10 protein-coding genes are annotated in these 14,981 nt (G+C 68.1%); 3 read left to right on the top strand and 7 right to left on the bottom strand.

The features are described from left to right. Nucleotides 1–18 precede the first annotated feature (18 nt). The 5 genes from pdhA to FL344_RS11530 form a co-directional block, all read right to left on the bottom strand. Nucleotides 19–1,140, bottom strand: coding sequence for a pyruvate dehydrogenase (acetyl-transferring) E1 component subunit alpha (pdhA, locus tag FL344_RS11550; protein WP_194863081.1), 1,122 nt, complete (start codon nucleotides 1,138–1,140; stop codon nucleotides 19–21). Between the two features lie 136 nt (nucleotides 1,141–1,276). Then, on the bottom strand, nucleotides 1,277–2,023 hold the full coding sequence (locus FL344_RS11545) for a hypothetical protein (RefSeq protein ID WP_141589075.1): 747 nt from the start codon (nucleotides 2,021–2,023) through the stop codon (nucleotides 1,277–1,279). Nucleotides 2,024–2,122: 99 nt separating this feature from the next. After that, nucleotides 2,123–3,688 carry a hypothetical protein gene (locus FL344_RS11540; protein ID WP_141618549.1) on the bottom strand — a complete coding sequence of 522 codons (1,566 nt, stop codon included), beginning with the start codon at nucleotides 3,686–3,688 and terminating at the stop codon, nucleotides 2,123–2,125. Nucleotides 3,689–3,762: 74 nt separating this feature from the next. Further along, a complete protein-coding gene (locus FL344_RS11535) occupies nucleotides 3,763–5,226 on the bottom strand; it encodes an MFS transporter (protein ID WP_141618548.1) in 1,464 nt (487 codons plus the stop codon). Nucleotides 5,227–5,305: 79 nt separating this feature from the next. Next, nucleotides 5,306–5,986 carry an NUDIX hydrolase gene (locus FL344_RS11530; RefSeq protein ID WP_141618547.1) on the bottom strand — a complete coding sequence of 227 codons (681 nt, stop codon included), beginning with the start codon at nucleotides 5,984–5,986 and terminating at the stop codon, nucleotides 5,306–5,308. Between the two features lie 143 nt (nucleotides 5,987–6,129). On the opposite strand from FL344_RS11530, the gene FL344_RS11525 reads away from it, so the two are divergent. The 3 genes from FL344_RS11525 (at nucleotide 6,130) to FL344_RS11515 (ending at nucleotide 12,098) form a co-directional block, all read left to right on the top strand. Then, a complete protein-coding gene (locus FL344_RS11525) occupies nucleotides 6,130–8,514 on the top strand; it encodes a bifunctional UDP-sugar hydrolase/5'-nucleotidase (RefSeq protein WP_141618546.1) in 2,385 nt (794 codons plus the stop codon). Then, a complete protein-coding gene (locus tag FL344_RS11520) occupies nucleotides 8,515–10,485 on the top strand; it encodes a hypothetical protein (RefSeq protein ID WP_141618545.1) in 1,971 nt (656 codons plus the stop codon). Between the two features lie 77 nt (nucleotides 10,486–10,562). Continuing rightward, the gene (locus FL344_RS11515; protein ID WP_011552729.1) at nucleotides 10,563–12,098 is read left to right on the top strand and encodes a hypothetical protein; all 1,536 of its coding nucleotides are present in this window, start codon (nucleotides 10,563–10,565) and stop codon (nucleotides 12,096–12,098) included. Nucleotides 12,099–12,178: 80 nt separating this feature from the next. Here the strand turns inward: FL344_RS11515 and FL344_RS11510 are convergent, their stop codons facing one another. Both FL344_RS11510 and FL344_RS11505 read right to left on the bottom strand, forming a co-directional pair. Further along, nucleotides 12,179–14,026: a GspE/PulE family protein gene (locus FL344_RS11510; protein WP_141618544.1), complete on the bottom strand. Its 1,848-nt coding sequence runs from the start codon at nucleotides 14,024–14,026 to the stop codon at nucleotides 12,179–12,181. A gap of 181 nt (nucleotides 14,027–14,207) precedes the next feature. Then, the gene (locus tag FL344_RS11505; protein ID WP_141589082.1) at nucleotides 14,208–14,978 is read right to left on the bottom strand and encodes a uroporphyrinogen-III synthase; all 771 of its coding nucleotides are present in this window, start codon (nucleotides 14,976–14,978) and stop codon (nucleotides 14,208–14,210) included. Nucleotides 14,979–14,981: the final 3 nt, after the last annotated feature.

Genomic DNA, 14,981 nt, shown 5'->3' with positions numbered 1-14,981 from the left:
AGACAGGTCAGCGCGCGCCTAGCGGATGAGGCCCGCCTTCTTGTCGGCCGCCTCGGCCTGCTCGCGCGGCTCCAGGTCCCACGTCACCTTCAGCTCCTGGCCACTGGGGTACGTCGGCCAGTTCACCTTCTTCCCCAGCACGCGCTCGCGGGGGCGCACGTCCTCCTCGCCCTCCTCCACGATGGTGTCGCGCCACAGTTCGTCCAGGCTGGGCTCGGGCGACTCGTCGGCGAACTTCACCGCCTGGTCCACCTGCGCATTGACCTCCGCTTCGATGGACTCGAAGACGTCGTCCTGGGCCAGCCCCTTCTTCAGGATGTAGGCGCGCAGCTTCGGAATCGGGTCGCCCTTGCGCTCGTCCTCCACCTCCTGCTTGGTGCGGTAGGTGGCGGGGTCGGCCATCGAGTGGCCGCGGAAGCGGTACGTGTTGGCCTCCAGCAGCACGGGGCCCTTGCCGGCGCGGCAGTACTCGGCGGCGTCCTTGACGGCCTCGTACATGGCCAGCACGTCCATGCCATCCACCGGCTCGCCGCGCATGTCGTAGGCGCTGGCGCGCTTGTAGATCTCCGGCACCGCCGCGATGCGGGAAATGGCCGTGCCCATCCCGTAACGGTTGTTCTCGCAGATGTAGATGACAGGGAGCTTCCACTTGGACGCCATGTTGAACGTCTCGTGGAGGGCGCCCTGGCTGGCCGCCGCGTCGCCGAAGTAGCAGACGGTGACGCGGTCCTCGTTGCGATAACGGCTCGCGAAGGCCATGCCCGCCGCCAGGGGAATCTGGCCGCCGACGATGCCGTAGCCGCCGTAGAAGTGATGCTCGATGTCAAAGATGTGCATCGAGCCGCCCTTGCCCTTGCTGTAGCCGGTGTCCCGGCCCATCAGCTCGGCCATGACCATGCCCGCGTCGCTGCCACGGGCCAGCGGCTGGCCGTGGTCACGATACGCACTGAGCATGTAGTCATCCGGTCGCAGGGCCTCCACCGGTCCCACCGCCACGGCCTCCTGGCCGATGTAGAGGTGGCAGAAACCGGCAATCTTCCCCAGCGTGTACTGCTGACCCGCGCGCTCCTCGAAGCGACGGATGAGGTACATCTTCCGGTACATGTCCAACAGCAGTTCTTTTGAGTACGGGCTGGCCACTGCGGAATGCCTCCATGCTGGCCGCCCACGGAACTCCCGGGGCGGCAAACGCCGAGCGACTCAATAGCCGCGCGGCAGTGGGACTTCAAAGCCTTTCAAGCCCCGTCCACGCCAGGTCTATTTCAGGCGCGGTGCGTCAGGAACCCAGCGCGAAGTGCGGGACGGAAATGACGCCATCCAGCAACTCCACCGGCCGGCCCGAATGGTCGGTGGCCAGGTGAATGACGGTGGCCTCTGGAAACTTCCGCCGGTAGTCGTTCGCGTGCGTGGGCTCATTGTCAAACGCAGCCACCACGCTCCCCAGGCGGCCCAGCCGCGCGTGCGCCTCCCGCTTGAAGGCGTCGTCGTCCTCGGCCAGCGTGGGCTTCATCACGAGGAGCACCCGGTCGTCATCCGGCAGCACCAGGCCGTGACGGCGCATGCAGGAGACGGAGCCTTCCCGCATGGCCTCATGGCGGCCCGTGACGTAGACGAGCCTCGCGCCGGTGGCCACCACCTCGTGGGTGAAGCTGGCCGCGCCGTCGATGGCCTCGTCGTCCACGCAGTAGTCGCTGGTGAAGAAGCGCTCGGCCCAGAAGCGGCGGGCTTCGGCGAAGTGAGATTCCACCAGGGCTTCCTCAAGACCGCAGGCGCGCATGGCCTCCTTCATGTCCCAGCCCGTCACCCAGTGGCGCGGCTCGCAAGCGGCCAGCACGGCCAGCGAGCGGGCGACGCCATACTCCCGGAGGATGCGGGCCTGCCGGGGCCGGTTGTCGAACAGGGTGGAGTCCAGGTCGAACGCCAGCACGGCGGAAGAGCCCAGGGAGCGGGCGCGCTCCAGGATGGAACGCAGGGTGTCACGCCAGTCGTCGCGAATACGCTTCTTGAAGTCGTCGTAAGCCATGTGCGCCGGGGAGATTACCCCCGCGCGCGCCAGGGCGCCGCCGAAACATCCACCAGGGGCGTCATGCGCCCCCTCCCTGCCTGGAGCGTCGGGCCTGCCTCAGGCCGCGGACTTCCACCCCGAACGGCTGGGCGGCATTCCAGGGCCGGGGTCCGTGAAGCGCTGCATGCGCTGGATGCCGTTGCGGTCCAGCACCAGCCTCACGAACTGGACGGAGTCCTGGCTGCGGTCCTTCTCCTCCTCCACCACCGTGAAGCGGAACACCATGTCCACCGGGTAGCGCTTGGTACCGCGGATGTGGCCCACGGACAGGTCCGCCAGGTCCACGTACTCCAGCGCCAGCTCCGGCTCGTCCATGTCGCGCAGGAAGCGCTCCACGTTGAGGCGGAGGATGTCCGTCACGCCTGTCAGGCCGCGCTGGGTGCGCGGCAGGTGCCGGGCATCCAGGACAATCTGCTTCTGGTAGCGGATGACCGTCTCCGACAGCTCGCCCTGCGTCGCGGTGAGGAAGTCATCTCGCTGGCGCAGCGCCGCCACCGTGTCCGGAACCTTCAGCGAGGGCCCGTAGTCCACCCGCTCCTCACACGCGCCAATGACGCGCCCGGTGACGGGGTCCACCAGGTCCGTGGTCCGGTCCGCCAGGTGCATGGCCGCCACCCGGCTGAGCATCCGGCGCAGGCCCTCCTTGATGCGGTCCTTCACCATGTACCCCACCACGAGGATGAGGAAGAAGTTGAGGCTGGCCTGCGCGTAGCGCTCTTGCGCCCAGAAGGCCACCGCGGTGGCGACCGTCATCGCGATGCCCGCGGCCAGCGCGAAGAGCATCTCCTCCCAACCCTGCCGCTTCTGCCGCCGCTTCGACGACAGGAACAGCACGTTCATGCAGAACTTCTTCAGGAAGCCCAGCCGAAGGATGTACTCCTCGTTGTCCCCCGTGGGACTGAGCACGCTGCGCAGCCGGTGCTCCTTGCGGTACGCCTCCTCCCGCAGCACCGCCTCCATCAGCCCCTTGCGCAGCCCATGCCACGGCTCGCCGCGGGGCAGCGACTTCATGTCCGCCACCGAGCGCCGGAAGCCGCCCTCCACCAGCAAGCTGACGTATTCGTCCACCAGCCGCAGCGACGCCCGCGAGCGCTCCTGCAGATGCAGCTCCCCCACCGCGCGCAGCCACACGCGGAAGCGCGCCAGCACCTGCGTCACACCCGCCTGCATGGCCAGGATCTCGGACTCCAGCACCGCGCACGCGTCCGTGTTCAGCGCCGCGGGGCCCTCGCACCGCGACTCCACCCCGGTGGCGAAGCGGCGCAGCGCACCGCGCAGCACGCAGGACAGGAGCTTGGCCTGGTAGACGACGTCCTTCTCGGACCCCATCCCCGTGCGCAGCCACGCCTCCAGGCGCACCAGCGGCGAGGTGTCCGAGCTCAGCAGCTCGTTCACCGCCATCACTGGCGTCTTGAAGCGCACGTAGTTGTGGATGTTCGCGTAGAAGTCCGCCCGCGGGTACGTCTCCGCGTCGATGTTCAGGCTCCCCGGCAGGAAGAGATACGCCTCGACGAGGTAGCGCGTCTCATCCGCCCCGGAGGGCTGATACTCGAGCTTGATCTCAAACTGCTTCCGGTCGTGGACCTCGAAGCGGCTCTGCAGGGGTGCGGGTGACTGGGACACGTGTGGAGTCTACGCTACATCCCTGTCACGCGGGAGTGACCCCAACGTCACACATCGTTGGGGCCACACGGATATTACCCGCCAGTACCGGTCCGATTCGCTGGCGCCGCCGGGGGCACCGGCAGCGTGGCCGGCACGGGCGTGGACTTCGGCTGGGGCCGGGCGTTCCACACCTGGGTGGCCAGCAGCAGTCCGAGGAAGGACAGCGGCAGCATGGCGTAGGGCCAGTTGCCCCAGTTGGCGGCGGTCTTCGCTTCGTCACCCATCGGCAGGATGGAACCCAGCAGGATGGACTGCAGCGCGGTGCCCGCGTACACGGCGCCGTCGATGATGCCAACCGCGAGGCCGGCGTTCTTCTTCCCGCCGAAGTCCATGCTGGCCGTGCCGGACAGCATGCCGTGCACGCCGATGACACACAGGGACATGAAGATGACCGTCCAGCCCAGGGCCACGCTCTCCAGGACGAACACGGAGATGACGGCGCCCACCGACATGCCGGCGTAGAGCACGGCGGACACGGGGCCGCGGCGCGAGTCGAAGACGCGGTCGCTGATGACGCCGGCGAACATGCCGCCGGTGATGCCCGCCACGCAAAGCAGCATGCCCCAGTTGGCGGCGACGAACGTTTCGCCAAGGCCCGTCGCCTTCGCGAACTTGGGGTACCACTGCATGATGGCGTTGCGCATGAAGCCGCTGCAGAACTCGATGCAGAGGATGATGATGATGGCGCGGTTGGTCAGCATGCGCTTCAGCACACCCGCCACCCCCAACTGAGGCCCGGTCTCTCCGGAGGACGCGTCCGCGGTGTCGAAGTCCGGATGGCCCGCGTGGCTGGGCGTGTCGCGGATGACGAAGTAGTCCACCACCAGGAACACGGCGAGGATGGCCGCGGGCACGAAGAACGCCCAGTACGTGGGCGCCGCCTTCACGATGAGCCGGCTCCAGTCGTAGGCGAAGTAGATGCCCAGCGAGATGAGGATGCCGAACACGCCGCCCAGCAGGCCGCGCTCGCGCACGTGGAACCAGGCCGCGTTCACCTTGACGATGGAGACCGCGCCGAAGCTCTGGAAGTACATGTTGACGGCGTAGAGGAACGACAGCGTCGCCACCAGGCCGCCCGGCGGCGCCCAGTTGTGCGTCAGCACCGCGTACACCACGCCGCCCATGGCCACGTTCGCCACCGCCGAACCCGCGGCCGACATCAGGATGGTCTTCCGGCCGCCCAGCCTGTCCGTCAGCGGGCCGTTGAGGAGGAAGGCCACGCCGTAGACGGCGGTGCCCCACGCGAAGATGGTGCCGAAGTCCGCGTTGGAGGTGCGGTCCCCCATGGCGCTGGTGGCCACGTTGAGGTTGTAGCGCCCCATGTAGAGGAACGCGTACGTCATGCCCAACGGGAACCAGTTGAAGAACCGGCGGCGCTTGAATGCCTCCGAGTGCCCCAGCTCCACCTTGGGCAGGCGCGCGAGGACGAGGCCGATGGCCCCCAGGAGGATGAGGATGGGCAGGAACTGGGCCAGCCAGGGGGGCAGCGACGACATGCAGCGACCTCTGCGGTGGATTGCGGAACGCCGCGCACCCTACCCCGGCACACGCCCGTGCGAAAACAATGCGCGCCCTTCAGGCCTGCAGGGCGAGCAGCCGCGTCAACGCGACTTCCGTCTTCGCATCCGGGATGTCACCGCGCCGGCACGCGTCCAACACGTCCTGGATGGGACGCCAGTGCAGTTGCGTGCCCTCCTCTAGAGGCGAACCATCCCCTTCGGGCTCCTCGGGTGACAGGTCGGTGACGTCCACCGCGGCGGGAAACACCTTTTCGGACAGGATGCCCGGCGCCAGGAAGAAGGCGCCGCCCAACAGCCGGATGTCCTCTGGCTTCACGTTGAACCCGGCCTCCTCATGCACCTCTGCCGCGGCGCGGCGACGCAGGCCTTCCTCGCCCTTGTCCTCCGGTTCCAGCAGTCCCGCGACGATTTCTTCCACGCGCAAGTAGCCAGACGCAGGGTCTGGGACGGTCATCGCGTCCCGGCTGTCCTTCCGGAAATACGCCGCGGGCCGGAGGTTCATCCGCGTCAGGACCTCCATGCCTGACGCACCGCGGCGATAGACGAGCACCGCCACCGCGTCCAACCGGGGCCGGTCCACCACGTCCACGCGGTATACGGGAGAGGAAGAACCGTCCGCGCGCCGGTTGCGGCAGCGCAGCCGCCGAACCCTGAGAAAGCCCTCGTCGCATCTCGCGGTAGACGAGAAATCCTCGATGATCTCGATGTCAGTCACACTGGAATGACGCTGCCGCATGTCCGCCTGCTCTCCTGTGGAGTAGGAACGCCGATGGCAGGAACCTGGCCCACCATGGTGGCGTTGCTTGCCCGACAAAGCTTGATCCCGTACCTTGCGCCCGCTTTACCGCTGTCTCCCTCCCGAAACACGGAATTCTCTTGATGCGTCGCCTCCTGCTCGGCCTCTGCTGCGCCCTGGCATCTGCTTCGTGCATGCCGGTGCTGGAAGGCCAGGACTACAACCTCGAGGGGCAGGAGGTGCGTCTGACGCTCCTTCATACCTCGGACATCCATTCGCGCCTCATCCCCTATGACTTCACGCCGTTGAAGACGGACGTGGACCTGGGGACCATCCCGGAAGCGGGTCCCTTCGGCGGCGCCACGCGCATGGGGGCGTTGCTCAAGCGCGAGCGCTCCCAGGGCGAGCGTGTGCTGCACGTGGACTCGGGCGACTGCTTCCAGGGCGCGCCCATCTTCAACCTCAACACCGGCGAGGTGGAGTTCAAGTTCCTCTCCGAAGCGCGGCTCGACGCGGCGGTCGTGGGCAACCACGAGTTCGACGCGGGCCTCCTCAACTTCACCCAGATGGCGCAGCAGCACGCGACGTTCCCGCTGCTGGCGGCCAACTACTTCTGGGACGACTGGCGGGCGAACGGCAACCACCAGACGGCCCTGGAAGTGGAGCCGTACACCATCCGCAACGTGAAGGGCCTCCGGGTGGCCATCATCGGCATGGCCAACATCTCCTCGCTCAACTCCATCGTCGAAGGTGGCAACAGCCTCCAGGTGACGCCGCTGGAGCAGAACGAGGTGGCGCGCGCCTACGTGGACCTGCTGCGCCCCGTCACCGACCTCATCGTGCTGGTCAGCCACCTGGGCCTCCATGAGGACCAGGACGTCATCCAGGGCTACGAGGCCTATTACGAGTACTCCCGCGCCAAGGCCTACGTGCAGCGCCAGAAGGAGCCCTGGCAGGTGCTGGAGTGGTTCGGCCCCGAAGGGGACGACAAGTCCGTGGTGCGCGTGCGCATCCCCGGCGTGGTGGGCGTGGACGCGGTGATGGGTGGCCACCTGCACGTCGTGCTCAACCCGCCGCAGCTGCTCACCGACCCCGCGGGCCGCAAGGTGGTGCTCGCGCACTCTGGTGCGTTCGCCAAGTACGTGGGCCGGCTGGAGCTGGTGGTGAAGATGCCCGAGGTGCTCGGCACCGGTGAGGGCGGCGAAATCATCAGCCAGGACTACCGCGTGTTCCCCATGGACGCCCTGTGGTGCGACGACGCCATGCGCCGCTTCCGCCACGACAGCAGCGTGTTCTGGGAGGAGGGCCAGTTCCTCGGCGACGAGCGCGTCCGTCAGGCCATCCAGGCGTGCAAGAACCAGGAGGACCGGATGACCACGCATCTGCTCCAGCCGTACATCCTGGGCATGGACTTCAACTTCCAGCTGACGTCCATCTTCTCCTACGCGCCGCGCGACGTGCAGCGCCGCAACAACTCCACGGGTGGTGACTCGCCGCTGGGCAACATCGCCGCGGACTCCATGCGCAAGCGCCGCCGCGTCGAGGCGGAGATGGCGCTCACCAACTCGCTGGGCATCCGCGACAACCTCTACGCGGGCGTGGTGAGCCAGGAGTCGATGTTCAACGTGTTCCCGTTCGAGAACACCATCAACATCATGTACCTCTCCGGCAAGGAGATGCAGGAGATGTTCGACTTCGTCACCGAGCGCTCCGCGGAGCGCGGCTGCGTCAGCCAGGCGCAGATCTCCGGCGCCCGCTTCACCATGGACTGCGCCCAGGTGCAGGTGAACGACCTGCAGACCCCCTGCAACCCGGAGCTCAACGGCACGGACTGCCCCAACCAGGACCGTCAGGGTCATGCGCCGTGGCAGTGCCTGGTGGACCAGAGCAGCGACGCCAGCGTGGGCCGCTGCTACGCGCACCCGGGCACCAACATCCAGATCAACGGCAAGCCGCTGGACATCACCGGCACGTACAAGATCGCCGTCAACGACTACATCGCCAAGGGTGGCTCGGGCTTCAACGTCCTCAAGCGCAACACCACCCGCATCGAGACGGGCATCTCGCTGCGCGACTCGCTCATCGGCTACATGCAGGGCTTCTGCACCTGCGAGGACATCCTCGCCGGCCGCGAGACGTCCAAGTCGGGCCACTACTGCGGCAACCTCGTCAACGGCCGCTGGACGGTGAACGAACAGGTGGTGGGCTCCTGCCGCGCCGCCGCCGACTTCAAGGCCGCGCTGGACAAGCAGGTGGGTAGCTGCGCCTGCAAGGATCTGCTGTCGCTCCCCTCGGACGCCGCGGAGCGCTGCGGCGTGCCGGGCCTGACGGCCGAGGACATCCAGAGCCAGTGCAACGTGCCGGAGGGTCCGTACACAGGCCGCTGCAGCTGCCGGGATGTGCTGGCGGGCAACAACCCCATCTGCGGCACGGTGACGAACCAGCTGCGGAACTTCTGTGAGAACCCCACCTCCGTGTCCATCGCGGACGCGGTTGAGGATTCCCGTATCGGCCGGAGGGTGAAGTAAATGAAGCGCCTGCTCTTCCTGTCGGCCCTGGCGGCGGCCGGCTGTTACACCCAGGACACGCCTCAGCCTGATGGCGTCGCCTCGTTCCGCGTCAACCTCACGGGCATCTACACCGGCGGCACGCGTACCCCGCTGCCGGTGGTGAATGAGTGCGCCACCGCGCACGGCGGCCAGGACAAGGTGCCGCTGGAGGTTCGCGGCACGGCGGACTGCCGGCTGACCATGCCCCGGACGCCGGTGGACTTCGACGTGGAGATCCTCGCCCTGGACGCGAAGGGCCAGCCCATGGAGTCGTTCAACGGGCCGGTGTCCTTCCGCACGGTGCCGGGCAACCTGATGGGCGAGTACCGCTACCGCTGGACCCAGCTCACCAACGGCCGGGGCACCGGCACGGTGCGCTCCGGCCAGCTCTACGGCGACGCCCACGTCTGGGTGCAGGACGAGCCGCCCCAGGTGGATTACGCCGACGGGCAGGTCATCCCCGGCGAGCTGCCCCAGGAGCCGGCGACGCGCACGAACGCCACCGGCCTGTCGCGGATGATGAAGTTCGAGGAGCCGACCATCTCCACGGTCCAGGTTCCGCAGAACAGCGATCAGCTCACCGCGTACGCCGGGACGTACATGCGCATCGGGCGCAACCCGGAGGCCGGCCCACCGCTGCTGCAGAACTGCGCCGAGGGCGACCCGAACGACAAGCAGCCGGTGACGCTGCTGGTGACGGGCACGGACCCGGGCGGCTTCTTCGTCACGGACATGACGGCCTGCCGCGTGGGCGAGAACAGCGTCCCGGGCGCCAACATCCAGACGGGTGAGCCGGACGGCTACTATCCCGGCCGCTTCAACTCGCTCTACGTCTACAACTACTCCTTCCCCGAAGGGCTGGACCCGGGCGACCTGCTGTGGTCGGTGTCCGGCTCCGTGCAGGAGTTCACCGCCACCACGCAGCTCACCTTCCCCGCGTGGACGGTGCGCGAGCGCGTCCGGCTGCTGCCCCAGACGGAGTGGGACAAGTATCTGAAGTTGTCGCCGCCGGTGGAGATCAACGGCCGACTGTGCGGCTACAGCGGCTCGCTCTACATGACGGACCCGCTGTGTGGTTACAGCTACGGCAACTACAAGATGGAGAGCCTGGAGTCGTCACTGGTGAAGCTCAGCCGGGTGAAGTTCCCGCGCGTCTTCCACAACTGTGACGCCAACGGCAACGGCACCGTCCCCTTCTTCTGCCCCAACACCCGCGCGGGAACGTGGGGAAGCTGCGGCACGGACAACCCGAACGATCCGGACATCGCCGAGCGGCAGTGCAACATCGACTGCACCATGGGCATTGGCCAGTTCGCGGGTGTCCACTGCGCCGAGCGCAACACGTACAACGGCTTCGGCCAGTTCGTCGTGGAGATGAACCCCACCGGCGCCGCCTCGGCGGGCCTGGACGAATCCGTCCCCGGGCGCATCCAGACGTTCACCGCCTCCGTCAACGCGGACCCCACCATCGTCAACTGGGCCCAGTCGGACACGTTCAGCAGGGATCAGCGCGTCAACGTGTCGTGCGACAAGGCGGCCAACGTGCGCTTTGGCGCCAACGGCACGCCGGTGGCGCTGGCAGCCCAGACTCCGCTGCAGCACACCATGGCCGCGGGTGAGGGCGTCGTGTACGCCTCCGTCCAGAACCGCGAGGACGGCACCCTCACCTGCAAGGTGGCGGCGGACGCGCGCACGCGCATCAACCTGGTCACCAAGGACGCGGTGCCGGACCTGGTCCCCGACTGCCGCGAGGATGACCCGAACGCGGAGGCGGCCCAGCAGTGCCGCAATCTGCATGCGGCCACCTTCGACGTCGTGGGCCACCTGCGGCAGGTGAGCGCCGCCCGCCCCCGGTGGAACGTGCTGCCTCGCGACGTGGACGACATCTGCTGCTACCCCGGCCCGGGCATGGAGTGCCCGCGACCGATCCGGCCTTGCGTCAATCCGTAGTCTTCTGATGATTCTCGCGACCCGGTGACGGGAAGCAGGGAGGAGCGGTCCCTTGGGCCGCTCCGTGGAGAGGGACATTGAAAACGCTGCAGAAGCTGGCCCTGACCGGCCTGATTTCCCTGAGTGCGCCCGCGTGGGCCAGTGACTTCGTGGACACCCGTCTGTCGTTCGTCTTCGCGGACGACAACGTGCTCGCGGGCTCTGGTGAGACGACGCCGAACAGCCCCGATGCACGGTTCGGCGCCGGCAACCAGAACACGCAGTTCTACGACAACTTCAACACCCGGTTCTCCGGCTTCGAGTCCCTGTCGAACGTGGTGCTCTACAAGCGGGCACCGGCCTTCTTCGAGGGTTTGACGACCGAAGCGGCGCTGACGCTGCTGGTGCTCGAGCGGCCCTCGGGCGGCGTCGACATCCGCGACAACTCCAGCTACATCCGCCTCAACTACCAGCCGCCGGGCTGGAGCGAGAAGGAAGGCATCTCGCTCGTCGGCTTCCCGGTGTCCGCGGACCGTTTCCGTCTGGGCTATGCGTACCGCATCTCCTGGGGTGGCAGCGGCGTGTTCACCACCCGCGCCGCCACCAACGGCGTGCCCGGTGGCAAGCTGCAGATCACCCGTGACAACTGGTACGCGTACGTCGGCGGCAAGACGGCGCTCATGCAGAACGAGCTCATCCGCGAGGAAGAGACCAAGTACGGCCTCATGGCCGGCGCGGGCTGGGACATCCTGGAGACGCTGCGCGTCGAGGCGGGCGGCGGCTACTTCCAGAAGGGCCTGGTGCCCGGCCTGGCGACGCTCGGCGTGGAAGCGCCGGTGAACGCCGCGGGCGTGTCCGGACAAATCGTCTACCACGTGGGTGTGCCCGTCGGCACCAGCGTGGACTTCCGGCTCTACAAGAACGACCCGGACATCTATCAGCGCTTCTTCGCGCCGGAGCAGTACCCGGGCGGCCTGTCGTACACCGTGTCGCTGGAAGGCAGCTACCTGTCGCAGACGCTCGAGAAGCCCAACGACTTCGGCGCCACCAAGCCGCAGGGCGCCACCGCCGTGGCCCTGCAGGCGCGCGCGAAGTACGACCTGCTCCGCGTCAGCCTCCTCGGCCTGTACCGCAGCCTGTCCTTCATCCAGTTCGAGGTGCCGGGCTTCCCGCCGTTCCAGGACTTCCCGGAGGGCACGGAGCTGAAGCCGGAGATGTTCCTCGCGGTGGGCGCTGACTACCACCTGCCGAAGCTGCACTTCACGCCGGGCTTCATCATCGGTGTGCAGCAGCCGGCGTCGTTCCGCAGCCCCACGCCGGTGCTGGGCGGCAACAACCCGCCGGAGAACCTCATCGGCACGCGCACCGTCGTGGTGCGTGACGTGAACCAGCTCAGCATCCTTCCGGAGACGTGTGGCCGCGGCGGCGCGGCGTGCAAGGCGGAGCCCATCTACTCCGCGAAGGCCACGTTCCGCTGGGACCTGTCCGACTCCGTCGCCGCCGTTGGCGAGGTCTACTACACGTACGACACCAACCGGACCACGTTCCGGGACGACGTGACGGGTGTGGCGCAGCCGAGCTTCGAGCGTCCGCACGCGCTGGGCTTCAACACGATGCTCCAGGCGCGCTTCTAGTCCACCGCCCTGCCCCACCGGGGCAGCCGGAAGGGCTTCGCGGCCCGGCCTCTCCTCGTGGGGGGCCGGGCCGTCATGCGTCAGACGGTCGTCATCCGCACCACCTCGTCGAAGGCGGTGAAGCCCTGGGCCAGCTTGCGCACGGCGGCCTCGCGCAGCGTCCGCATGCCGGAGCGCCGGGCCGCATCCACCATCTGCGAATAGGGGGCCTCGCGGGCGATGAGGTCTCTCAGCTCGCCCGCGCTGGTGACGATTTCGAAGACGCCCGTGCGGCCCACGAAGCCAGTGCCACGGCAACGCACGCACCCTGTCCCCTTGAGCAGGCGCACGCCACCGGGCAGCAGCGGCAGGGGCGCCTGGAGCGCGAGCAGCTCGTCCGGCGTCAGCGTCGTCTCCTGCGCGCAATGACTGCACACCCGGCGCAGCAGCCGCTGCGCCATGACGCCCAGGAGGCTCTGCGCCAGGAGGAAGGACGGCACGCCCAAATCCCGCATGCGCGCCACCGCGCCCAGCGCGTCGTTGGTGTGCAGCGTGGACAGCACCAGGTGGCCGGTGAGCGCGGATTGAATCGCGTTCTCCGCCGTCTCCGGGTCGCGAATCTCGCCCACCATGATGACATCCGGATCCTGGCGGAGGATGTGGCGCAGCGCTCCGGCGAAGTCGAGCCCCACCTTGGGCTGCACCTGCACCTGGTTGAAGGCGTCCCACACCATTTCGATGGGGTCTTCGATGGTGGTGACGTTGACGTCCGGGCCCGCCAGCGCCTTGAGCGCGGAGTAAAGCGTCGTCGTCTTGCCACTACCGGTAGGGCCCGTGACGAGGATGAGTCCGTGCGGCTGGTCAATCCAGGACTCGAAGGCGCTCTTCTCGTCGGGCTCGAAGCCGAGCTGGGCGATGTCCTGCACCAGCGTCTCCGGGTCGAAGATACGGATGACCACCTTCTCGCCGAACGCGGTGGGCAGCGTGGACACGCGGAGTTCGACCTCGCGGCCGTCGCGCTCCGTCTTGATGCGGCCGTCCTGCGGCTTGCGGCGCTCGGAGATGTCGATGCGCGCCAGCATCTTCACGCGCGAGACGATGGGCGGATGCACCGGCGCCGGCAGCGTGTGCACCGGATGCAGCACGCCGTCGATGCGCAGACGCACCACGCTGGTGGTGCGCTTGGGTTCGATGTGGATGTCCGAGGCACGGTTGTCGAAGGCGTAGCGCAGCAGGTAATCCACGGCCTGCACCACGGGCCGGTCCGACGCCTCCAACTCCTGGGTGCCGCTGAGGGAGACGAGCTGCTCGAAGTTGGCGACCTGCGCTCCGGCGGCGGCGCTGAAGTCGTCGGCGGCGCGCGCCAGCGTCTTCTTGAAGCCGTAGATGTCGCTGATGGACTTGAGGATGTCCGCCTTCGCGCTGAGGACGGGCTCCACCGGCAGCCCCGTCAGGCGGTGGAAGCTCTCGAAGAGCTCCCGGTCGAAAGGGTTGGCCACCGCCACCAGCAGCCGGCCCTGCGGGGTGCGCTCCAGGGGAAGCAGCACGTGCTTCTGCGCATAGGGCCTGGACACGGTGCGCGTGGCCAGCGCCATGTCGAGCTTGAGCGGGTCAATCTTCCGGTAGGTCATGCCGGCGGCGCGCGCGGCAGCCTCCGTGACGCGGTCCTCGTCCAGCACGCCTCGGCCGTTGGACAGCGGCACCTGGAACGCCGCCACGATTTCCACCGGAGATACGTCGTACCGCGCGGCCTCCTTGCTGCCCCCCGTGCCCCCCTGGTGGGCCTTGAGCACCCGGGCGCGCGCGGCGCCCTCGCGGGCCAGCACCTCCTGGGCCTGCTGGGGTTGCAGCAGCCCCTGGGCAACGAGCGCCTCCAGCACGAACAGCGTGGTGAAGTCATCCCGGCTCTTCGGAGCAGTGCCACCCACGCCGCTCACTGGCTGTACCAAGCGCGTCTCCTTTCACCCCGGGCACCCGCCGGAGTGCGCCCCCGAAGCGTACCAGACGCATTCCGGCACACGGCCGTGCGCCGAGCGGAAAACACCCCTGGCGCCCTCCGCTCCACCAGCCAGGCATGGAGCCGCTGTCAGGCACGTCGTGCGGCCGTGCGGGCACGGCGCCGCGCCACCGTCAGTGCACGGTGCTCGTCACCGCGAGCACGGCGGCATCCACCAGGGCCTCTGGCGTCGGCCGCTCCGCGACGGCCGCTGCGGGCACGCCCAGCCGCTCCAGGGCGGACGCCGTCGTCGGACCGATTGCCACCACCCGCGCGGTGGCCAGACGCTCGCGTCCAGCCTCTTCCACGAAGGCCTCGGCCGTGCGCGGCGAAGCGAAGAGCACGACGTCCGGCGGTGAGGCATCCAGCAAGGCCAACGACTCCGGTGGCAGGGGCGCGGGCGTGGCGCGATACGCCGTCACCCGCGTCACCAGGAGGCCGTACTCTCTCAACCCGTCTTCCAGCTCACGCCGGCCTTCCTCGGCGGCGGGAAGCAGGACTTCGTCACCCGGTTGCAGCGCATCCTTGATGAGGTTGAGCAGGGCCGCGCCCGTGCCCTCGGAAGGTTCGGCCACCACGTCCAGGCCGTAGCCCTCCGCGGCGCGCGTCGTGCGCGGCCCCACGGTGGCCACCTTCACCCGCTGTATCCGGTCCTGGGTGCCCGCCTCGCGCAGGGCCTCCATCAGCGCATCCACGCCGGTCGGGCTCGCGAACACCACCCAGGTGTAGCGCTGGATGTGCTCGGCCGCTGACGCGAGCGGACGTGGGTCCTCCGGAGGATGCAATTCCAGAAGGGGCACGCTCAGCACTTCAGCGCCCTCATCCTCCAGGAGGAAGCACAACTCCTCGGCCCGCTCACGCGGGCGCGTCACCAAGACTCTCTTGCCTTCAAGTCGCCGTTCCACGTG

The organism is Myxococcus sp. AB036A (assembly GCF_006547355.1).
Taxonomy (GTDB): Bacteria; Myxococcota; Myxococcia; order Myxococcales; family Myxococcaceae; genus Myxococcus; species Myxococcus virescens.
Note: the sequence above shows the minus strand (reverse complement) of the source record. Positions and strands in the feature narration are given on the sequence as shown.

Bases quoted from the DNA above. Each gene is read 5' to 3' on its own strand.
- FL344_RS11545 (WP_141589075.1), bottom strand. From the start codon at position 2,023: ATGGCTTACGACGACTTCAAGAAGCGTATTCGCGACGACTGGCGTGAC.
- FL344_RS11535 (WP_141618548.1), bottom strand. From the start codon at position 5,226: ATGTCGTCGCTGCCCCCCTGGCTGGCCCAGTTCCTGCCCATCCTCATC.
- FL344_RS11530 (WP_141618547.1), bottom strand. From the start codon at position 5,986: ATGCGGCAGCGTCATTCCAGTGTGACTGACATCGAGATCATCGAGGAT.
- FL344_RS11525 (WP_141618546.1), top strand. From the start codon at position 6,130: ATGCGTCGCCTCCTGCTCGGCCTCTGCTGCGCCCTGGCATCTGCTTCG.
- FL344_RS11520 (WP_141618545.1), top strand. From the start codon at position 8,515: ATGAAGCGCCTGCTCTTCCTGTCGGCCCTGGCGGCGGCCGGCTGTTAC.